16 protein-coding genes, 5 tRNA genes and 2 pseudogenes are annotated in these 20,208 nt (G+C 67.7%); 15 read left to right on the forward strand and 8 right to left on the reverse strand.

Features of this window, described 5'->3' with window-relative positions; genetic code table 11:
- Positions 1 to 396 precede the first annotated feature (396 nt).
- Both IPG68_09160 and IPG68_09165 read left to right on the forward strand, forming a co-directional pair.
- Positions 397 to 1,744 (forward strand): annotated as a pseudogene (locus tag IPG68_09160) (IS1380 family transposase).
- Positions 1,745 to 2,158: 414 nt separating this feature from the next.
- Positions 2,159 to 2,578 (forward strand): tyrosine-type recombinase/integrase, encoded by a 420-nt coding sequence (locus IPG68_09165; GenBank protein ID MBK6763419.1) that lies wholly within the window; start codon positions 2,159 to 2,161, stop codon positions 2,576 to 2,578.
- 61 nt (positions 2,579 to 2,639) lie between these two features.
- Here IPG68_09165 and IPG68_09170 read toward each other — a convergent pair.
- Positions 2,640 to 2,725, reverse strand: a tRNA-Leu gene (locus IPG68_09170).
- Between the two features lie 601 nt (positions 2,726 to 3,326).
- Here IPG68_09170 and IPG68_09175 point away from each other — a divergent pair.
- Together IPG68_09175 and IPG68_09180 are read left to right on the forward strand one after the other, a co-directional pair.
- A pseudogene (locus IPG68_09175) lies at positions 3,327 to 4,617 on the forward strand (M20/M25/M40 family metallo-hydrolase).
- 224 nt (positions 4,618 to 4,841) lie between these two features.
- On the forward strand, positions 4,842 to 5,240 hold the full coding sequence (locus tag IPG68_09180; protein MBK6763420.1) for a hypothetical protein: 399 nt from the start codon (positions 4,842 to 4,844) through the stop codon (positions 5,238 to 5,240).
- Between the two features lie 472 nt (positions 5,241 to 5,712).
- Here the strand turns inward: IPG68_09180 and IPG68_09185 are convergent.
- The 3 genes from IPG68_09185 to IPG68_09195 all read right to left on the reverse strand — a co-directional run bounded on the left by IPG68_09185 (position 5,713) and on the right by IPG68_09195 (position 5,962).
- Positions 5,713 to 5,784 (reverse strand) — tRNA-Val (locus IPG68_09185).
- 14 nt (positions 5,785 to 5,798) lie between these two features.
- Positions 5,799 to 5,869 (reverse strand) — tRNA-Cys (locus IPG68_09190).
- A 20-nt stretch (positions 5,870 to 5,889) separates the two neighbouring features.
- Positions 5,890 to 5,962: transfer RNA gene (locus tag IPG68_09195), tRNA-Gly, on the reverse strand.
- 92 nt (positions 5,963 to 6,054) lie between these two features.
- Between IPG68_09195 and IPG68_09200 the strand changes: the two genes are divergently transcribed.
- Together IPG68_09200 and IPG68_09205 are read left to right on the forward strand one after the other, a co-directional pair.
- Positions 6,055 to 7,050, forward strand: coding sequence for an anthranilate synthase component I family protein (locus tag IPG68_09200; GenBank protein ID MBK6763421.1), 996 nt, complete (start codon positions 6,055 to 6,057; stop codon positions 7,048 to 7,050).
- 4 nt (positions 7,051 to 7,054) lie between these two features.
- Positions 7,055 to 7,876 (forward strand): aminotransferase class IV family protein, encoded by an 822-nt coding sequence (locus IPG68_09205; GenBank protein MBK6763422.1) that lies wholly within the window; start codon positions 7,055 to 7,057, stop codon positions 7,874 to 7,876.
- Here IPG68_09205 and IPG68_09210 read toward each other — a convergent pair whose 3' ends face one another.
- Positions 7,877 to 8,311, reverse strand: a complete 435-nt coding sequence (locus IPG68_09210) for an SsgA family sporulation/cell division regulator (GenBank protein MBK6763423.1) — start codon at positions 8,309 to 8,311, stop codon at positions 7,877 to 7,879.
- Between the two features lie 71 nt (positions 8,312 to 8,382).
- On the opposite strand from IPG68_09210, the gene IPG68_09215 reads away from it, so the two are divergent.
- From IPG68_09215 to IPG68_09230, 4 genes are all read left to right on the forward strand, one after another.
- Positions 8,383 to 8,784: a PGPGW domain-containing protein gene (locus tag IPG68_09215; protein MBK6763424.1), complete on the forward strand. Its 402-nt coding sequence runs from the start codon at positions 8,383 to 8,385 to the stop codon at positions 8,782 to 8,784.
- 21 nt (positions 8,785 to 8,805) lie between these two features.
- Positions 8,806 to 8,877: transfer RNA gene (locus IPG68_09220), tRNA-Val, on the forward strand.
- 164 nt (positions 8,878 to 9,041) lie between these two features.
- A complete protein-coding gene (locus IPG68_09225) occupies positions 9,042 to 10,904 on the forward strand; it encodes a hypothetical protein (protein ID MBK6763425.1) in 1,863 nt (620 codons plus the stop codon).
- Positions 10,905 to 10,932: 28 nt separating this feature from the next.
- The gene (locus IPG68_09230; protein MBK6763426.1) at positions 10,933 to 12,744 is read left to right on the forward strand and encodes a long-chain fatty acid--CoA ligase; all 1,812 of its coding nucleotides are present in this window, start codon (positions 10,933 to 10,935) and stop codon (positions 12,742 to 12,744) included.
- Here the strand turns inward: IPG68_09230 and IPG68_09235 are convergent.
- Together IPG68_09235 and IPG68_09240 are read right to left on the reverse strand one after the other, a co-directional pair.
- Entirely contained in the window at positions 12,739 to 13,551 is an 813-nt protein-coding gene (locus IPG68_09235) for an amidohydrolase (GenBank protein MBK6763427.1), read from the reverse strand. The genes IPG68_09230 and IPG68_09235 overlap by 6 nt on opposite strands.
- A gap of 134 nt (positions 13,552 to 13,685) precedes the next feature.
- On the reverse strand, positions 13,686 to 15,044 hold the full coding sequence (locus IPG68_09240; protein MBK6763428.1) for a M20/M25/M40 family metallo-hydrolase: 1,359 nt from the start codon (positions 15,042 to 15,044) through the stop codon (positions 13,686 to 13,688).
- Positions 15,045 to 15,136: 92 nt separating this feature from the next.
- On the opposite strand from IPG68_09240, the gene IPG68_09245 reads away from it, so the two are divergent.
- The 5 genes from IPG68_09245 (at position 15,137) to IPG68_09265 (ending at position 19,390) form a co-directional block, all read left to right on the forward strand.
- Positions 15,137 to 15,550: a VOC family protein gene (locus IPG68_09245; protein ID MBK6763429.1), complete on the forward strand. Its 414-nt coding sequence runs from the start codon at positions 15,137 to 15,139 to the stop codon at positions 15,548 to 15,550.
- A complete protein-coding gene (locus IPG68_09250) occupies positions 15,550 to 16,137 on the forward strand; it encodes a DinB family protein (protein MBK6763430.1) in 588 nt (195 codons plus the stop codon). Before IPG68_09245 ends, IPG68_09250 begins: the two co-directional genes overlap by 1 nt.
- 393 nt (positions 16,138 to 16,530) lie before the next feature.
- Positions 16,531 to 18,018, forward strand: coding sequence for an amidase (locus IPG68_09255; protein ID MBK6763431.1), 1,488 nt, complete (start codon positions 16,531 to 16,533; stop codon positions 18,016 to 18,018).
- Positions 18,019 to 18,053: 35 nt separating this feature from the next.
- Positions 18,054 to 18,800, forward strand: a complete 747-nt coding sequence (locus IPG68_09260; GenBank protein ID MBK6763432.1) for a glycerophosphodiester phosphodiesterase — start codon at positions 18,054 to 18,056, stop codon at positions 18,798 to 18,800.
- A 242-nt stretch (positions 18,801 to 19,042) separates the two neighbouring features.
- Complete coding sequence (locus tag IPG68_09265; protein ID MBK6763433.1) at positions 19,043 to 19,390, forward strand: RNA polymerase-binding protein RbpA; 348 nt, start codon at positions 19,043 to 19,045, stop codon at positions 19,388 to 19,390.
- Between the two features lie 60 nt (positions 19,391 to 19,450).
- Here IPG68_09265 and IPG68_09270 read toward each other — a convergent pair whose 3' ends face one another.
- Positions 19,451 to 20,200 (reverse strand): polyprenol monophosphomannose synthase, encoded by a 750-nt coding sequence (locus IPG68_09270; protein MBK6763434.1) that lies wholly within the window; start codon positions 20,198 to 20,200, stop codon positions 19,451 to 19,453.
- Positions 20,201 to 20,208 lie beyond the last annotated feature (8 nt).

Consider the following 20,208-nt stretch of genomic DNA (forward strand, 5'->3'; position numbering starts at 1 on the left):
CGGTGAAGCGCCGCGGCAAGCTTCCCCGGCCGCGCGTGCCGGTCAGGACGGTCACGTCACCGGTCAGGGGGCGCTCCGCCATCCTGGCAGGGTGGTGGCCACCGCGGGCACGCCCGACAACGCCGGATCGGCCATCACCAGTCAAAGGAGCAGGCCGCATTGGCGCCGCCCGGCAGGAGGAGGACCGAACGGTCCGCATCCTCCCAGATCCGCGATCAGCAACTCCCAGGCTCCCACACGGCCTTCTCCTCACGGCGGCTGCATCACCACCTAAGCCTGAATCCACCGGTGATCTTGTTGGGTGGGTCGGCGCGGTGACGTAGAAATGCCCCGCTGCTTGGGGAGAATGGGAGTTCTTCAGGCTTCCAATTCCACAAGGAGAGGGGCATCTCGTAGATGCAACTGTCTCACACCCCGGCGCGGTGTTCGGCGTCGTTCGATGAACCGAATCTGGTCGTGTCGGCCGGTCTGGTCCCGGCGCTGCGGCTGGCCGACAAGGTCGGCCTTCCCGACCTGGCCGACGAGCATGTGACGGCAGGGTCCAACGCGGGGGCGAAGGTGATGTCCCTGGTGGCGGGGATGGCCGCCGGGGCGGACAGCATCGACGACCTGGACGTGCTGCGCCGCGCCGGGGCGGCACGGGTGTTCACCGGGGTGCGGGCCCCGTCCACGCTGGGTAGTTTCCTGCGCGGTTTCACGTTCGGGCATGTCCGACAACTCGACGCGGTCGCCGCCCGCACCCTGACCGCACTGGCCACCGCCGCGCCGCTGCTACCCGGCATCGAGACCAGCTGTGTCATCGATATCGACGACACCGTCAAAGGGGTCTACGGACCGGGTAAGCAGGGCGCAGAATTCGGCTACACCAAGATCCGCGGACTCAACGCGCAGCTGGCCACCATCTCCACGCCGCAGGCGGCACCGGTGATCGCCGCGACCCGGCTGCGTCGCGGCGCGGCCCCGTCATCCCAGGGCGCGGTGCGGATGCTCCGGGATGCGATCACCACCGCCCGCCGGTGCGGAGGCGGCCGGCCAGATTCTGGTCCGCGCGGACTCCGCCTACTGCTCCACGGCGATCCTGCAGGCGGTGTCGCAAGGCCGGTGCCCAGTTCTCGTGGGGATGCCACTGAACCCGGGTCCGCGCCGCGATCGCCACCATCGATGATGCCGCGTGGACCCGGATCGGTACCCGTGGGCGATCCCCGACCCCGACACCGGCGAACTGATCTCCGCCGCGGAGATCGCCGAGATCCCGTTCACCGCGTTCACGTCCCGGCCGGCGGCCAAGCACGTCACCGCCCGGCTGATCGTGCGCCGGATCCCGGAACGCAACCTGCGCAAGTTGCAGGACCCGTTGTTCCCCGCCTGGCGGTTCCACGCCCTGTTCACCGACAACCCCGCCTCGCTGGTGGACGCGGAGTCGACCCACCGCGGCCACGCGATCATCGAGCAGGTGATCGCCGACCTGAAGAACTCCGCCCTGGCTCATCTGCCCTCCGGACGGTTCCCAGCCAACGCCGCCTGGCTGGTCTGCGCCGCGATCGCGTTCAACCTCACCCGCACCCTCGGCGTGATCGCCGGCGGCACCCTGAGGAAGGCGACCACGGCGACCATCCGCACCCGCCTGATCAACCTGCCCGCCCGGATCGCCTCCTCCGCCCGCAGACTCACACTGCGCCTACCCCGGGACTGGACCTGGGCAGCCCACTGGCAACGACTCTGGACCGCGGTCATGACCACCTGACCCCAGCACTCAAGCCACTACCCATCGACCATGGAAGGTACCCCCGTGGAAAGGCCGGGGAACACCGGCAGATCCCCCACGCCCACCAGCCACAACCCGGGGCATCAGCACCGATCAAGCCTCAGACACCCGACTCCACGAAACTGATCGGTGGATCGAGGCTAAGCCCGCCGATTACGTATTGGAATGGCTAGTCGTGACCCTGGTGACCCGAGCAGGTGCCTGCCGCAGACCGCCGTGCCCGCACGTCACACCGCCGCGAAGTGGGGCGCTTAGCTTAGCTCGCCGTGTTCCATCCCTCGCACCTCGACCAACCGTCCCCCAGGAACAGCAGCGCCTCGTCGGGACTGGACGGCGGCCGACCGGACGACCACCACTCGGCTCGTCTCGACGACGAGCGGGACCTAAGCGCCGGTGGATGCCTGCTCACGGCACTCGCTGACCCGGTTGCGGGCGCACCGTGAGGACCAGGACGCCGAGCGGGAACTCGTCGGAGTCGGATACTCCGATCACGGACTGGTGTTCGCCAACGTCGACGGGACACCCATCTACCCCGAAGGCGTCTCCAGGACGTTCAAGGAGCAAGCCGTAGCGCATGGCCTGCCGCCGATCCGCCTGCACGACGCCCGCCACACATGGGCGACTCTGGCGCTGCAATCGGGTGTGTATCCGAAGGTGGTTCAGGAACGCCTGGGACACGCCTCGATCACGATCACATTGCAGACGTACTCCCACGTCATCCCGTCGATGCATGAGGATGCCGCCGAGACCGTGGCCAGCATGATCAGGGCGGCCGGGGACACGAAAGGGGGCCCGCTGGCTGCCGCCCGTTAGATGCACGTTAGATATGGGCCAAGTCCATTCAGGAAATGCCTGGTCAGATCCCGATTGTTTGTGTCCGAGGGGGGATTTGAACCCCCACGCCCCGTTAAGGGCACTAGCACCTCAAGCTAGCGCGTCTGCCTATTCCGCCACCCGGACCGGTTGGGGTTCCAAGACTAGCAAGCCCATTTCAGGGACCGTGACTGGTGAGGGGGGTGCGCGCGATCACCTCGTACGACGGCCTAGGGCCGGTTGTGGAACGCACCAGGGTCACCTCGTCGGGGATCCAGGTGGGGATCGGAACGACGCCAGGTCAGCAGCGGCGCGGGCCAGTTGCCGCCTGCCAGTTGCGGTGCGCGAACGCGCTACGGTCACGTGTCCGCGGAACCGTCGCTCATCCGAACCCATACCCCGCTGCGCCTGTGCGGCCACCGTTGCCAGCCAGCCGGAGTCGGACACGCCGATCCACAACACCGGCCCGAACATGCCGCTGCCGTCGAGCTGCAGGGCGCCGGCCGCCGCCGCAGGTTGCCGCCCGAACCGTTCGACGCACCGATGCTCGTCGCGGTCGCCGAGGGAAGGCGAGCGTGATGTGCCACCTGTCGGGTGTCTGCCAGCGCAGTTCGGGATAGGCCCCGGACAGGGTTCCAGGGCACGGCCAGCGCGTCCACCGCTTCCAGCGACGGCCATACGGCAACGAACAGCCGGAGGTCACCGGTTCGGCTGTTCAGCCCGGTGCGCCCGATGGCACAGTGACACCATGACGTCGACGGTAGCCCGGGTCTGTTCCGAACTCATTCAACTCGACAGCTCCAACTACGGCGACGGTTCGGGACCGGGGGAGGCGTCTGCGGCTGAGTTCGTGGAGGCGTTCCTGCAGGGGGCGGGGCTGGATCCCCACCGTTTCACCACGACTTCCGCGCAGCGGCAAGGTGTGGTCTGCCGCGTTCCCGGGCAGGACCCCGCGGCACCGGCGCTGGTGCTTCACGCGCACCTCGACGTGGTCCCTGCCATCGCTGCTGACTGGTCGGTCCCGGCCTTCGAGGGGTCATCCGACGGCATGGTGTGGGGCCGGGGAGCGGTGGACACCGAAGGACATGGACGCCATGATCCTCACCGTGGTCCAGGACTGGCAGCGGCAGGGGACTCGGCCCCGACGGGACATCGTGCTGCTGTTCCTGCCGGACGAGGAGGCGGGTGGCCGTCATGGTGCCCACTGGGTGGTGGACAACCATCCCGAGTTTCTCGATGGTGTCACAGAGGGGTAGGAGAGGTCGGGGATTCTCGCTGGAACTGGCCAACAAGAAGCGCCTCTACATGATCGAGACTGCGCAGAAGGGGCTGGCCTGGCTGCGCCTGCGGGCCTCGGGCACAGCGGCCCACGGATCGATGATTGCCGACGACAACGCCGTGACCAGACTGGCGCGCACCATCACCCGGATCGGTGAGCACCGGTTCCCGCTGCAACTGACGCCGACCGTGGAGCAATTCCTCGCCCAGGCGTGTGAGGCTGCCGGGGTCACCTTCGACCCACGCGATCCGGAAGCGGCCCTGACCGAACTCGGTCCGTTGGCCCGCATGATCGGTGCCACCCTGCGGCACACCGCGAACCCCACCATGCTCGTCGCCGGCTACAAGAACAACGTCATCCCCGGGAGGCCGAGGCGGTCGTCGACGCCCGCTTCCTGCCCGGCCTGGAGGCGGACTTCTTCGCCCAGTTCGATGCGCTGCTGGAGCCCGGGGTCACCTATGAGCCGGAGGTCCTCGATATCAGCCTCGAGACGACTTTCGATGGAGATCTCGTGCAGGGGATGGTCGCCGCGCTGATGGCTGAGGACGCCGACGCCGTGCCGGTCCCGTACACCTTGTCCGGGGGGACGGACGCCAAGGCGCTGTCCCGGCTGGGCATCCGGTGCTTCGGGTTCGCCCCGCTGCAGTTGCCTGCTGATCTCGACTTCACGGCACTGTTCCACGGGATCGACGAACGCGTTCCGGTCGACGCCCTGGAGTTCGGTGTGCGCGTGATGGACCGCTTCCTGCGTTCGGCCTGAGGGCGGCTGCGCTCGCTTCGCTTGCGACAGCACCGCCCCCGCCGCGAGCGGGCATTCGCGTCCCCGTGCCCATACCCGTAGTCGGCGACACGCTGGCCTCAGCCCAGGGAACGAGGACTTCGTGGTGTGTCGCGAAATTCCGTCTCCTTGGTCATGGACGCCGGGTCCGCCTGAGCGGAGCATGTCGCATGTAGGGAAGGCTTACCAATCCGACAGAAGGCAAGATGACCACCAAGGCCACGATCCGCAACTCGATCGCTGTCGCCGCTGTCACGATCGCCGCCCTGGCAGGCTTCGCCCCGGCGGCCAACGCCGCCGCCAAACCGGCCACGACGAAGGTCATCATCGAGCCCGAGTCGAGGAGCTTCTTCGGCTACGTCAAGAGCCGCAAGCTCAGCTGCAAGGACGGGCGCAAGGTCGTCCTGTTCGAGCAGCTCGGTGCCACCCAGGACCCGCGCAACGACACGCGCGTCGTCTCGGACATCGCCCAGGCCAACAACGATGGCTATCAGTGGAACATGGGCAACCCGGGCCTCGAATCCGGCATGCTCTACTACGCTCGTGCCACCCGCATTCCGGGCTGCAAGCCCGCGAACAGCGTCACCATGGCGGCCCAGGAGTAGGGCGGGCGCTGGACTTCCGGCAGTCCCGTCGCGGCCATGCGGCGGCCTCGGACTCGTTCCCTTCCCGTTTCCATCAGTCGCTCGGAGGTGGGGACCGGGTGGGCCCCCGATGGTGGACGACCGCGAGGCTACTGGGACACAGCCACGGTCTGAGGAAGTGGGACCAAGGCGTCGTCGTGGGTTCCGCGGATGCCAGTGCTGCGCCGCACCTTCGGCAGCCGCACGTGACTGCTCGACCTCAAGGAGGTCACCGCACCGGCGCTGCGCGGGGTGGATCCGGTGGTCTTGGGGTCAAATGCAGGTCGGTGGAGGGCGTGCTCTCCTGCTGGCTCAGAACCCGGGTACTTTGCCCAGCTTCGCGTAACGAGACGGAACGACCAACTCACCAGATCCGGCTCGAGTTCGAACGCATATTGGCACGGCCGTGTTTGATCTTGCCGGAATGTGCCTCTGACCAGGCATTTCACTTGGGTGGGCGATACTGGGTTCGAACCAGTGACCTCTTCCGTGTCAAGGAAGCGCGCTACCACTGCGCCAATCGCCCTGATGGTATGTGCGAGGTGGAGACGGGATTCGAACCCGTGTAGACGGCTTTGCAGGCCGTTGCCTCGCCTCTCGGCCACTCCACCAGAAGCCGCGTGGCCTCTCGAGCGGACGACGGGATTCGAACCCGCGACCCTCACCTTGGCAAGGTGATGCGCTACCAGCTGCGCTACGTCCGCGATTACGCCGGGCCTCAACCCAACGAGGAACAGCATAACGGCTGGCGCCGGGTCGGCGGGCAGTGGGTGCGGGGGAGAGGACAGGATGAAGCGTGCCCACCATCGATCCCTGCGCGTACTTCCCGGGACTGGCCGCGCACGGGCTGGAGGAGGTGTCGTACGACCTGGCGGCCCTTGAAACGGGGGGCCGCTGGGCCGTGGCTGTGGGGTTCGAGGGCGCCGTGGTGTGCGCCCGCTTCGGCCGGTGGACCACCGAGCCGGCACCCCCGGCACCGTGGCCCGGCGTGCGCGGTCCGTGGTCGTCGTCGCTGGACCGGCAGGGCTACCAGCGCGCGGTGGGGGTGGTGCGGGAGCAGATCGCGCGGGGCTGGGTGTACCAGGTGAACCTGTGCCGGGTGCTCGAGGCTGACAGCCCCGCGACGGACCTGCTGGGTCTGCACGGGAGCCTTGCCGCCATGCGAGGGGCGTTTTCCGGGTTGTTGCAGTTGCCGGAGCACGGTGTTCACATCGCGTCGGCCTCGCCCGAGCGGTTCCTGAGCCGTGCCGGGAGCCGGATGTCGTCGAGTCCCATCAAGGGCACCGCCAGCAACCCGGACGGGTTCCTGCCCAAGGACCGCGCGGAGAACATCATGATCGTGGACCTCGTCCGCAACGACCTCGGCCGCGTGGCGGCGGTGGGCTCGGTGGCCGTACCGGACCTGATGCGTGTGCAGCGCTATCCGGGCCTGTTCCACCTTGAGAGCACCGTGACTGCCGACGTGCCGAGCGGGTCGTGGCCGCAGATCTTCGGTGCCACCTTCCCGCCGGGAAGCGTGTCCGGGGCGCCCAAGGTGTCCGCACTGCAGGTGATCCAGGAGGTCGAGCCCGTCCCGCGACAGTGGTACTGCGGAGCCTTCGGGTGGGTGGATGCGGACGCCGGGCGCGCCGAACTGGGCGTGGCCATTCGCACGTTCTGGCTGGACACCGGCCGCCTGCGGTTCGGCACTGGCGCGGGGATCACGTGGGGGAGCGACCCGGCGGGGGAGTGGCAGGAGACGGTGTTGAAGGCGCAGCGTCTCATACGCATCGCGGAGTCCGTGGCAGGGTAGGCCTGTGTGGTGCTGGATCAACGGCGTGACAGGCCCGGTCGCGCAGGCGTCAGTCAACGTCCTCGACCACGGTTTCACCGTTGGCGACGGTGTCTTCGAGACGCTGAAGACCGTCGACGGCGTGCCGTTCGCCCTGACCCGCCATCTGCACCGTCTGAACCACTCCGCCACCGGGCTGGGCCTGCCCGCCCTCGACCCCGATGCGGTGCGGGCAGCCGTGGCTGATGTGCTGGCGATACAGACGTATCCACTGGGGGTGCTGAGGATCACTTACACCTCGGGCCCGGGACCGCTGGGGTCACAGCGGGGTGACCAGGGAACGACGCTGGCGGCCGTGAGCATGCCGGGATCCCCGTGGCCGCCAACGACCCGGATCGCCACCAGTCGCTGGCGGCGCAACGACAGATCGGCGCTGGTGGGGTTGAAGACGACGTCCTACGCCGAGAACGCCGTGTGTCTCGCGCACGCCAAGGCGGCAGGAGCCAGCGAGGCGATCCTGGCCAACCTCGCGGGAGCTCTGTGCGAGGGAACGGGTAGCAACGTGTTCATCGTGGTGAACGGGGAGGTGATCACCCCACCGTTGTCGGACGGTTGCCTGGCGGGGATCACGCGCGATCTGGTCGTGCTGTGGTGCGACGTGAGTGAACGCTCCGTTCCTATGTCAGCACTCGCGTCCGCGGACGAGATCTTCCTCACATCGAGCACGCGGGACGTCCACCCGGTGCATCAGGTCGATGAGCGGGTCCTGGCAGCGCCTGGACCCGTGACCGCCCACATCGCGACCGTGTTCGCCGCCCGGAGCCGCCTCGACCCTGATCCGCCGTGATCAGACCCCGGGTTCGCCCAGCAGATCCGCGATGAGGTCGTCGATGTCGAGGTGGTCGGTTTCGCGTCCCTCCGGGACGACCTCGTAGGAGCGCTGCAGGAATGCCATGACGTCTTCGGCAGGGGCTTCCAGCAGCGCCTCGCCCGTGGGCGAGCGCAGGGAGATGCAGACGACCCGGCCATCGTCGCTCGTACCGGGCCAGCAGGTCACGTCACCTTCGCCGACGGGTCGGGTCATGCCGCCCTGGAGCAGATCCCGGGCGAAGACCCACCGCACACTCGCTTCGGCACCGACGAAATCGACGGTGACAGCCAGCGGCTCATGGGCGGAGTAGTTGAAACTGGCCGGCAAGGGCACGTCCACATCGGACCCCAGCACCAGGGTGAGTGTGAGGTCAGCCGTCACAATGGCCGGAATGGGACCTGTTTGCATCATCGCCTCCAGGGAATATGACCTCCATGTTGTGCCCTTTCGTTCCTTGTCGGAACCGAATTAGGCTGTGAGGCGTGACACAGACCCATTCCGCGGCCCCGTGGAACCAGCGCTTCCGGGGCTGGTTCCGGCGGCATTGGCTGCTGGACACCGCGTGGCGGATCACTGTGTTCGTGGTGGGTGTGACCCTCATGTGCGTCGGTGTCATGCTCCTCGTGCTGCCCGGGCCGGGGTGGGCGATGATCGCCCTGGGTCTGATCGTGCTCGCCTCGGAGTATGTATGGGCCCAGCGTCTTCTGGCTCCCGTGCGCCAGAAGTTGCGGGCCGCGAAGGCAAAGGCCCAGAACCCGCAGTACCGCACCCAGGTGCGCGCGTTGTCGGCCGGTGCCGTCGTCCTGATGGCCGCGGCTGCTGGCGCGTACCTGTGGCGGTACGGTCTCACCCTGGATGGCGTGCGGGGGATGTGGCCCCTGTGAGGTAGAGTGATGCCATTCACCGGGCGATTGGCGCAGTGGTAGCGCGCTTCGTTCACACCGAAGAGGTCACTGGTTCGAACCCAGTATCGCCCACCGAGTGAAATGCCTGATCAGAGGCACATTCCGGCCACTCCTCAACAGTCCGCGTCCAACAATGCGTGCAACTACGAGCCGGATCTGGTGAGTCATTTCCACATCCGTGTGGTGCAATACGCACGCCCGGTCGGTGGGCTGGGCGGTACCCTTGAGCCCAGGGGATGTGGCAAATGGCCCACGGTTCGAGCAAGTTCGCAGCGGTTGTGCTGTCGGCCTCGTGCCTGACCGCGGGGCTGTTCGTCTCGCCGGCCCCCGGGTGGCCGGGGTCGGCGGGTGGCCCGATGATACTGACGGGACGGCCGGAGTCGGTGTCCGCGGCCCGTGTGAAGCCGGGCCGGATCGAGGTCACGGTCACGATGAACACGTATCTGAGCGGTAAGCCCCGTATCACAATCACCGGAGTCCGGGGCCGGGCCAAGGGCAAGACGAAGACCGTCCGGGCGCGAAGCCGTACTGTCGTGAAGGCCCTGCCGCCCGGCCGATACAAGGTCTCCGCGAAGACGATCACCATCCGCAAGCGCATCATCATCCCTCGGGTCACTCCGGCCCGCGTCACATTGACCCGCAATCGCGGCGCCGCAGTCCTGGTGCGTTACGTGATGCCGGGCGTCCCCGACTACTCCCAGGGGTACGAGTCCACACCCGTGGCGGTGGCAACGGACGCCAGGTTCGGCACGGTCACCGCCGGCGCGACGCACTCGTGCGGGATCGACTGGGCCGGCAAAGGGTGGTGCTGGGGCAACGACGATAAGGGGCGCCTCGGGGACGGCAAGGACGATCAGGCGACGGAGTACAGACCCGTGGCGGTCGCCGGGAAGCACAGGTTCACGACCCTCACGGCCGCCTTCTCCCACACATGCGGGATCGACCCTGCTGGGAAGGCGTGGTGTTGGGGCTCCGACGCAGACGGCAAACTCGGCGACGGTGACGACGATCAGGCGTCCGAGTACAGCCCGGTGGCGGTGGCCGGGGGTCACACGTTCACGACCCTGGCCGGCGGAAATACACAGACGTGCGGGGTCGACACGGCGGGCAAGGCCTGGTGCTGGGGCCGTGACGATCGCGGCCAGGTCGGGGACGGCGACGACGGCCAGGGCAACAAGTACGTTCCGGTCGCAGTCGCCTCGGCCGTCACGTTCACCACCGTCACCGCCGGCGATCTGCACTCGTGCGGGGTCGACACGACCGGAAAGGCATGGTGCTGGGGCGCAGACTACTCCGGGAGTCTCGGCGATGGCGATGCCGTGCACCCCTTCGAATACAGTCTGGTGCCCGTGGCGGTGGCCGGGGGACATACGTTCACCACCGTCACCGCGGGCCACAACCACACGTGCGGGATCGACACGACGGGGGCGGCGTGGTGCTGGGGTCCCGACGTCGACGGGCAGCTCGGAGACGGCGACGAAGGGTACTGGCAAGGGTTCGAACTCGCGCCGGCGCCGGTGGCGGGGGCACTTGTTCGCAACCTTGACCGCCGGCGTCCACCACACGTGTGGGATCGACTGGAGCGGGACGGCGTGGTGCTGGGGCGCAGACGGTTCCGGCCGACTTGGCGACGGCGAGGAATACGGCGTCGGTCAATACCAACCTTCCGAGTCCGCGCCCGTACTGGTGGCCGGGGGACACACGTGGACCGTCCTGGCTGGCGGCGGCGAGCACACGTGCGGCTCCGACACAACCGGGGCGACGTGGTGTTGGGGCGACGACCACTTGGGTCAGGTCGGCGACGGCGACGAGTACGTACCACCCTTCTGAGCACCAGGTGGTGCCCAAGCGACACTGAGACCACCGCCAGCAGGGCGCCCTGGACCTTCACCGGGGTGGGGGGCTTCGTGTTGTCCGCCCAGAACGTCGGACTTGACCCCACGGTGTGGGGAGTCGCCAGCAGGTCACGCGCGGTGACTGGAGACGGGTGGGTGTCGTCGGTCGCCGACCTTGCACGGCATCAAGGCCCTGCGCGAGATGCTGCGGTGGGTTTCCGGCTTTCCCCCACACGCCGGGGCCCTCCCTGGAATGCTCGGTAAGACACGCAAGGCAGCCCGGGGAGTCAGAGTGAGCGAAACCGTAACGATGGTCAAGGACCTGCAGAAGTGGGCCGAGGTGGCCCCGGACCGGCCCGCCCTGCACGGAGGCGAGCCAGACGCGCTCACGACCTGGACGTGGGCCCAGTATCGCGATGCGGTGCAGGGTGTCGGCAGGGCACTCATCGCTCTGGGCGTCCAGCCGGGTGACACCGTCGCGATCATCGCCAACAACCGGCCGGAGTGGCTGATCGCGGACCTGGGGATCCTCGCGGCCGGCGCCGTGCCGACGCCGATCTACGTGACGAACACGGCCGAGCAGGTCGCATGGGTCGCCAACCACTGCCAGGCCGAGATCGTCGTCGCCGACACCAAGGAGCAGTACGAGAAGTTCGTCGCAGAACGCCCGAAACTGGAGTTCCTCCAGAAGGTCGTCCTCATGGACGACGTGCAGGGACGCGATCCCGAGTGGGCGCTGTCATGGGAGGAGTTCCTGGCGCTGGGCGAGGGGGGCGACAACGCCGGACTGTCCGCCCGCATCGACGCCGCACAGCCCGACGACATGGTCATGCTGTGCTACACCTCCGGCACCACCGGGGAGCCCAAGGGCGTGCAGGTCACTCACCGCGGCTGGAACGCCGTGCTGGACTCGGTGATCGCGGGTTTCGAGCCGATCCGAGAACTCCAGGAGCGTTCCATCTCCTATCTGCCGCTATGCCACATCGCCGAGCACATCATGACGCTGGGCCTGCAATCGAAGCAGGGCGTCGAGGTCTTCATGTGCGACGACGTCCTGAAGGTACGGGACTTCCTGCCGGTGGCCCGACCGACCCTGTTCCTCGCTGTTCCCCGGGTGTGGGAGAAGTTCGAAGCCGCCCTGCGTGCCCGCCTGGCCGAGGCCACGGGCATCAAGGCCAAGCTGGCCGAGTGGGCTCTGGCCACCGAGTTGGCGGCCTTCCAAGCCGACATCGCCGCAGGTGAGAAGACCGGCGGCTTCCGGCGGGCGCTGGCCAACAAACTGGTGATTTCGAAGATCAAGGACGCGCTGGGCCTGGACCAGGTCTGGGCGTGTCTGAGCGGGTCCGCGCCGATGAACCCGCACACACAGGACTTCTTCGCGTCGCTGGGCCTGCCCATCCACGATGTCTACGGCTCCACGGAATCCACAGCTGTTATCTCCATCGCGCCATATGGACTGCCCCGCTCGGGAACGGTGGGCAAACCGATCTCGTGCGTGGAACTGCGGATCGCCGACGACGGCGAGATCCTGGGCCGAGGACCGAGCATGACGCCGGGGTACTTCCACAGCCCCGAACTGACGGCCGAACTCATCGACGAAGAGGGTTGGCTGCACACCGGTGATGTGGGAGTCCTGGACGACGACGGGTTCCTGCATATCACCGACCGCAAGAAGGACCTGTTCAAGACCAGCGGCGGCAAGTACGTGGCACCGCAGATGCTCGAGGCGCGGCTGAAGCGGATCCGGGGTGTGGGCGAGGCGGTCACCGTCGGTGATGGCCGCAAGTACATCTCGGCCCTGCTGACCCTGGACCCGGACAACGCCGGGAAGCTCGCGGCCGACCTCGGGATCGGGTTCTCCGGCGACCTCGCCGCACTGTCGGTCGATCCGGCGCTCGTCACCTACATCGATGAGCAAGTGGCCGTGGTCAACTCCGAACTGGCGCGCTTCGAGCAGATCAAGAAGGTCGCGATCCTGCCGGAGGAACTGTCGATGGAGGCGGGGGAACTGACACCCACCATGAAGTTGAAGCGCAGGGCGATCAGTCAGGCGCACGCCGACACGATTGCGGCGTTGTACGACGAGCCGCCGGCGAGTTCATAGGGCGAACACCCGCCGCGCATTCCCGCCCAGGAAGGCAGTCCGCTGCTCCTCGTCGAGACCGAGTTCGTCGAGGCGGGCCAGAGCCCGCTCCGGAGTCATCATCGGGTAGTTCGAGCCGAAGAGGACCTTGTGACGTCCGCGGCCCTTCAGGTACGCGACGAGTTCGCCGGGGTACCGATGGGCGGCATAGGCGCTGGTGTCGATGTACACGTTCGGGTGCTTGTCGGCGACGGCGATCATCTCGGTCGTCCACGGGTATCCGATGTGGCCGCAGACGATGACCAGTTCTGGGAAGTCGATGGCCACTTGGTCGATGTACGGTATCGGCCGGCCGGTCTCGGAGGGTCGCAGCGGCCCGGTATGACCGACCTGGGTACAGAACGGGATGCCGAGGTCGACGCAGGCGGCGTACAGCGGGTAGTACAAGCGGTCGGTGGGCGGCGACTCCCACAGCCACGGCAAGACCCGCAGACCGACGAAGCCCTCATCCACCCGCCGACGCAACTCGCGCACAGCCCGCATCGGTTCCCGCAGGTCCACACTTGCGACCCCCCGCAATCGGTCCGGGAACTGCGCGACGTACCCGCGGACCTCGTCGTTCTCGATCAGCGGGCCGCCGGGCCCGTACCAAGCCGACGTCAGTGCGAGCGTGACACCCGCCGCGTCCATTGCCGACAGCGTCACCTCTGGCGGGATCGGCTCCTCGAGTTGACCCTCGATCCCTATCCAACGTCGCAGGGGGGCGAACATCTCGTCATTGGCGAACCGCAGGGTGGGGTGTTGTATCCAGGCATCGACGATCTGCATGAACCTGCCAACCGGACTAGATCTGCTTCTCCCCCAGATGCTATTCCGCCGCCGACCACGAAGCGCCCTCAAGACCACCGCCGCGGGCCAGTCGCTCACTGTGCCGTTCGCCAACTCCTGGGTCTGTCCGGAAGTCAGCGACGGGCGTATTCCGCCAGGAACACCGCCTCCGCGACGATCGAATCGCGCAGTTCCTTCAGGTGGATGCTCTCGTTGGGGGCGTGGATCCTGGCCAGCGGGTCCTGCGCGCCGACGCCGAGGACTTCGAGATCCGGGAACGCCTCCAGCAGGTTTGCCACGAACGGGACCGCGCCGCCCACACCCTGCTGGGTCGACGGCGTGCCGTAGGCGAACTCCATGGCCGCGGAGAAGGCGTCATAGCCACGCCCGCCGACGGGTACCGCGGAACCGTTGGCCGGCGGTCCCGGTTCGAACGACACCGCGACGCCGAACGGGGCGTGATCCTGCACGTGGCGGCGCAGGAGTTCGGTCGCCTGCTCGGCGTCCTGGGCGGCGGGTATACGCACGCTGATCTTGGCGCGGGCGCTGGGGATGATGGCGTTCGGCGCTGTCGCCACGGCCGGCGCGTCGAGTCCGACGACGGTCACCGACGGCTTCGAATACAACCGGGAGGCGACGCTGCCCGAACCGATCAGCGGCACGTCGGGCAGGACGCCGGCGAGTTCCCGGTAAGCATCCTCCGGGAAGTCGGCTCCCTGCCAGTCCGAGCCCTCGATGCCGGCGATGGCGCAGTTCCCGTGATCGTCCTGGAGGGTGCCGAGGAGTTTGATGAGGACCATCAGGGCATCGGGCGCAGGCCCGCCGAACACCCCGCTGTGGCGCGGCTCGGCCAACGTGTCCACGGTGACGATGCCTTCGATGATGCCGCGTAACTCGGTGGTGAACGTCGGCTGGCCGATCTCAACGTTGCCCATGTCCCCGATCACGGCCGCGTCCACGTCGGCGAATGCCTCGGGTCGGGTCTGCGGCCACTCCTCGAAGTCCCCGCCGTTCTCCTCCTCACCTTCGAAAAGGATGCGAAGCGACACCGGTGGAGTGCCGCCGAAGGCTCGCAGCACGGAGATGTGGGTGATGACTCCGGACTTGTCGTCGGCTGCACCGCGGCCGTACAGGCGGCCGTCACGTTCCTGCGCGGTGAACGGCTGGCTGTGCCACTTCGTGTCGTCGCCGGCCGGTTGCACGTCGTAGTGGGAATACAGCAGGACCAGTGGAGCACCCGCGGGTCCGGGGATGTCGGCGCGCACTGTGGGCACTCCGCTGGAACTGGGGATCAACTGCGGTTCGGCGCCGGCTTGACGGAGCAATTCGGCGCACGCGTGCGCACACCGGATCACCTCGTCGGAGTCGTATCCGGGGAAGTTCACCGAGGGGATGGCCACGAGGGCCTCGAGGTCGGCACGCACCTGTGGCATCAGGTCGTCAACACGTGCAGCGAGGGCGTCTGCGGTGTCCTGGGGTGTCTGCAGTGGCATGTGTGCACACTACGGCGCAGCCCGGTGAGGCTGCCCGTCTAACGCGGTCCGTGGCCCGGTTACAGCACCGGAATCTGGCTAGGCTCTGGGGCATGGTGACGCTCAACTCCATGGCCCCGGTCCTGCCTGTGCGCGACGTGTTGGCGGCGCTGGACAACTACGCCCTGCTTGGCTTCCGGGCCAAGCCCTACCAGCGCGCGGAGGTGGTCGAGGGCAGGCATGTCACGGAGGTGCTGTACGGCTTCCTCTTCCGGGACGGCCTGCAGATCCACTTGTGCCAGGTGGCGGAGGTGGACGCGACGACCAACCTCAGCGAGGTGTACCTGTACGTCGACGATGCGCCGGCCCTGCACGCGCAGTGGCGCGATTCCGGCGCTGTGGGGTCGTTCATCGAACCGACCGACACCGAGTACGGCCTGGCGGAGGGCGCCTACATGGACCCGGATGGGAACTCCTTGCGGTACGGGTCGTGGCTGCCCGGGTACCCGAAGTCCGTTCAGACCTGATGGCGGATCACAAGGCAGTGCTCCACGAGTACCTGCAGACCGGCCGGCAGGTTCTGCTGGACAAACTCGACGGGGTGTCGGAGTACGACGCCCGGCGGCCACTGGTTCCCACCGGCACGAACCTGCTCGGCATCGTCAAGCATGTGGCCAGTGTCGAGGCGGGCTACCTCGGGGACTGCTTCGAACGGCCGTTCGATCAGGAGTTCCCATGGTTCGCCGACGATGCGGAGTGGAATGCGGATATGTGGGCCACCGCGGAAGAGTCGCGGGCGTCGATCGTCGATCTGTACCACCGGGTGTGGCGGCACTCTGACGCCACCATCGAAGCGCTCGATCTGGATGCCTCCGGACACGTGCCGTGGTGGCGCGAGGGACGTCGCGACGTCACGCTGCAGCAGATCCTCGTCCACATGATCGCCGAGACCCACCGGCACGCCGGCCATGCGGACATCGTGCGGGAGATGATCGACGGCGAGGTGGGCTGGCGCAAGGACAGTGCCGTGATGCCGCCGGCGGACGCGCAATGGTGGGCGGAGTATCGGGAGCGGTTGGAGCAGGTCGCGCGGGAGGTCGCCCGGGGAGGGTGACACCGGCGTATGGTGCTGGGGCTCCTCCGGGCCTCCTGAGCGCGGCCGGTTTCTCAGGGCGTTAGCGATCCGGTTGGTGGGGAGAGATGCGGACGGTGTGTTTCGCTCCCGGGTATCCGGTTCGCTAACGCCTTGAGGTGGGGAGAGTCCGCGGGTTAGAGGCGTGCTTGAGCGCGTCCGGTTTCACAGGGCGTTAGCGATCCGGTTGTTGGGGAGAGATGCGGACGGTGTGTTTCGCTCCCGGGTATCCGGTTCGCTAACGCCTTGAGGTGGGGAGAGTGGCCCCAGCCGACAAAATGTCATAATGTCGATTATCGGTCAACCATACGAGGCCCCCTGGGCCCTGCGGTGAACGCGGCCACAATTGTCACGGGCGCGGCTAGGCTGACAGCCATGCGCCATGAGGAATACGCACAGCACGACGGACTGGGATTGGCCAAGCTCATCCAGAGCGGCGAGGTGACCGCCCAGGAGGTCCTGAAAGCAGCCATCGCCCGCCGCAACGCCGTCAACCCTGCGATCAACGCGGTCGTCGAGTCGTGGGACGACGAGGCAATGGCGGCCGCCGATGATCTGAAGGGCGTGTTCGGCGGTGTGCCGTTCCTCATCAAGGACATGGATGGGCATCTGGCCGGTCACCGGTGCACCTACTCGAGCCGATCGCTGGTCGACTGGATCCCGCAGCGCAGCAGCGAACTGTTCGTGCGCTTCCAGATGGCCGGACTCAACATCTTCGGCAAGACCAACTGCCCGGAGTTCGGGATCATGGGCGTCTCGGAGCCCGAGTTGCGAGGACCGGCCCGCAACCCGTGGAACCTCGACCACACGCCCGGCGGGTCCAGTGGTGGCTCAGCGGCCAGTGTCGCGGCGGGGATCGTGCCGCTGGCACACGGTGGCGACGGTGGCGGATCGCTGCGCATCCCGGCCTCCAACTGCGGGATCTTCGGGCTCAAGACCAGCCGCGGACTGGTGCCGCTGGGCCCCGACGAGGCCGAGGGGTGGGACGGCTTGGTGGTCCGTCTGCTCATGTCGCGTTCAGTGCGCGACTCCGCGGCGGCGCTGGACGCCGTACGGGGCTCGGACCCGGGGGTTCCCTACGCTGCGCCGGAGGGCCCGAAGTCGTATCAAGTGGCCGCCGCCCGCAAGCCGGGGAAACTGCGTATCGGCTTCTCAACGCGCAGCATCTTCGGCCGCAAGATGCATCCGGACGCCATCGAGGCGGTCGAGAAGGCCGCTGCGCTGCTGTCCCGACTCGGGCACGAGGTGGTGGAGTACGACCTCCCGGTCGACCCCAAGGAAGGCGCGACGGCCTACTTGACGATCGTCGCGGCCAATGTGGCCAAGGAGATCGCCTGGACCCAGGAGGTGACCGGCCGCAAGCCCGACCCCCGGAACTTCGAGCGGGCCACCTGGTTCCTCAAGCAGGTCGGGGGCACGCTCTCGGCCGCGGAGATGTCGGCCGCCCGCGGGTGGGGCCTGCAGAAGGGCAGGCAGTTCGCGGATCTCTTCGGCCCGGAGTTCGACGTGCATTTGAGCGCCAGTGTCGCGACTCCCCCCGTGCGCATCGGCGAGCTCGCGCCCAGCCAGGTCGAGCAGGTGGCGTTGTCTGTGCTGCAGCGGGTGGGCCCGGGTCCGGTTCTGCGCAAGACGCTGGACGATCTCGCATCCGATTCGCTGGCTGCGACGCCGCAGACCCAGATCTACAACCTCACCGGTCAACCCGCGGCCAGCGTGCCGATGCATGTGACCCGCGACGGCTTGCCCGTCGGCGTGCAGATCGCGGCGGCGTTCGGCAACGACGCCCTGCTGCTGCAACTGGCCGGCCAGATCGAGGCCGAGCAGCCCTGGGATCATCTGTTGCCCACCACCGGGGCCCTGTGACCCATCCCTACCTGGCCGGGCCGGCGCCCTTGGCCATGGCCCATCGGGGCGGTGCGCGCGAGGCGCCGGAGAACTCGCTGCGTGCCTTCCGCAACGCGGTGCGCCTGGGTTACACCCACATCGAGACCGACATCCGCGCCACGGCCGATGGTGTGCCGGTGGTCTTCCACGACGAGTCGCTGCAGCGAGTCACCGAGCGGGTGGGCCGGATCCGGGACCTGCCGTTCGCGGAAGTCAAGAAGGCCCACATCGGCAACGCCGAGCGGGTGCACTCGCTGCAGGAGGTCCTCGACCACTTCCCCGGCACCCACTTCAACATCGACATCAAGGAGGACAACGCGGTGCGGCCGGTCAGCGACCTGCTCGCCCGCGGCGACCACCTCGACCGCGTCTGCGTGGCGTCGTTCTCGCGGACGCGGGTGCACGCCGTACGCATGGCTTTCGGGGATGCGGTGTGCACGAGTCTGGCGCCCCCGGAGATCGCGGCCCTGCTGGGCCGCAGTCGGCTGGGGCGGGTCTCCTCGGTGGCGGCACGGTGGGTACTCCCCCGCGGACCGCTGTGCGTGCAGGTCCCTCCGCGCACGTCGCGCTTCTCGATCGTCACGCCGGGATTCGTCGCTGAGTCCCACCGCCGGGGTTGGCCCGTGCACGTATGGACGATCGACGATCCGCAGTCGATGCACGATCTGCTCGACCTCGGGGTGGACGGGATCATCACGGACCGACCGAGTGTCCTGCGGGCGGTTCTGCACGCGCGGTCAGCGCCCGCTCACAGGCGGTGATCGCGCCATCCTCCGGTCGGGTGATCCTCACTGCACTATGTAAGCGATGTGTCAAACGCCGGGTCTCGGCGCGCCCCGGCGAGGTCCCAACCGCCATGGTGGGAGTGACACCCCACGGATCGGCGTCATCACCAGTTAGGTGTGATTTCCGGGCCAGCGGGGAATGTAAAGGACATGGCTGGCGTTGTGTCAGGCAGCACCGACCTAGTGCGGTGACCGGTCGAGGAGAGAGAAGGCGTTACATGAGTGAGGCCCTGCGCGGCACGCGACTCGGTTCGACGAGCCTGGAGAACGACCGGGACGTCGAATTCGCGCCGCGGATGACCGTCACGTACAACTGCCCCGCCGGCCACGTGATCAACATGCCGTTCGCCGTCGAGGCCGAGGTGCCCGTCGAGTGGGAGTGCCACTGTGGTCAGTTGGCCCTGCTGGTCGACGCTGTGAAGCCCGAGCCCAAGGCGACGAAGCCGGTTCGTACCCACTGGGACATGCTGCTGGAGCGCCGCTCCATCGTGGAGCTCGAGGAACTGCTCCAAGAGCGCCTGGCACTGCTGGAGGCCGACGACGAGTCGGGTCTGCGCAGCGCCTGAACCAACTTCCCCGCCCGGAGCCGCCGTCTCGTACGGCGGCTCCGGCGTTTTCGTCCGGGCTCAGCCCTTCGGGCGCGCCTTGCCCATCCGTTCCCGGGCGCCCCAGACGGTGACCCGCCACAGGGCCTCAGAGACGATCTTGCGGTTCATCTTCGAGTCGCCGACCTGGCGCTCGACGAATTCGATGGGGACCTCTTTGACGCGCAGGCCCTTGGCGATCGTCCGGTGGGCCAGGTCGACCTGGAAGATGTAGCCCGCACTGCCGACGCCGTCGAGGTCGAGGGCGCGCAGAGTCGAGGCGCGGAACGCCCGGTACCCCCCGGTGGCATCCATCAGCGGCATCCGCAGGGCCCGTCGTGTGTACCAGTTGCCACCGCGGGACAGCCACTCGCGCGACTTCGGCCAGTTCACCACCGCCCCGCCCGGGACATAGCGCGAACCGAGGACGAGGTCGGCGTCGCGTAGCGCGTCGAGCAACAACGGCAACTGCTCGGGCTGGTGGCTGCCGTCGGCGTCCATCTCGACGACGACGTCGTAGCCGTTCTCCAGTGCCCACGCGAAACCGGCCAGGTAGGCCGCACCGAGCCCCTCCTTGCCGAGCCGGTGCATCACATGGATGTGGTCGTCCGCGGCGGCGAACTCGTCGGCCACCTCCGCGGTACCGTCCGGGCTGTTGTCGTCGGCGACAAGGACGTGCGCTTCCGGAACGCTGACCCGCAGGCGGGGCACGATCAGGGGCAGGTTCTCGATCTCGTTGTACGTCGGGATGATCACCAGGATCTTGCCGAGATCCTCGAACGACTGCGCCACGAGGGGAA

It is taken from the genome of Micrococcales bacterium (assembly GCA_016703125.1).
Taxonomy (GTDB): domain Bacteria; phylum Actinomycetota; class Actinomycetes; order S36-B12; family UBA10799; genus JADKAV01.

Bases quoted from the DNA above. Each gene is read 5' to 3' on its own strand.
- IPG68_09245 (MBK6763429.1), top strand. From the start codon at position 15,137: ATGGTGACGCTCAACTCCATGGCCCCGGTCCTGCCTGTGCGCGACGTG.
- IPG68_09210 (MBK6763423.1), bottom strand. From the start codon at position 8,311: ATGATGCAAACAGGTCCCATTCCGGCCATTGTGACGGCTGACCTCACA.
- IPG68_09225 (MBK6763425.1), top strand. From the start codon at position 9,042: ATGTGGCAAATGGCCCACGGTTCGAGCAAGTTCGCAGCGGTTGTGCTG.
- IPG68_09250 (MBK6763430.1), top strand. From the start codon at position 15,550: ATGGCGGATCACAAGGCAGTGCTCCACGAGTACCTGCAGACCGGCCGG.
- IPG68_09265 (MBK6763433.1), top strand. From the start codon at position 19,043: ATGAGTGAGGCCCTGCGCGGCACGCGACTCGGTTCGACGAGCCTGGAG.
- IPG68_09240 (MBK6763428.1), bottom strand. From the start codon at position 15,044: ATGCCACTGCAGACACCCCAGGACACCGCAGACGCCCTCGCTGCACGT.
- IPG68_09180 (MBK6763420.1), top strand. From the start codon at position 4,842: ATGACCACCAAGGCCACGATCCGCAACTCGATCGCTGTCGCCGCTGTC.
- IPG68_09260 (MBK6763432.1), top strand. From the start codon at position 18,054: ATGGCCCATCGGGGCGGTGCGCGCGAGGCGCCGGAGAACTCGCTGCGT.
- IPG68_09235 (MBK6763427.1), bottom strand. From the start codon at position 13,551: ATGCAGATCGTCGATGCCTGGATACAACACCCCACCCTGCGGTTCGCC.
- IPG68_09255 (MBK6763431.1), top strand. From the start codon at position 16,531: ATGCGCCATGAGGAATACGCACAGCACGACGGACTGGGATTGGCCAAG.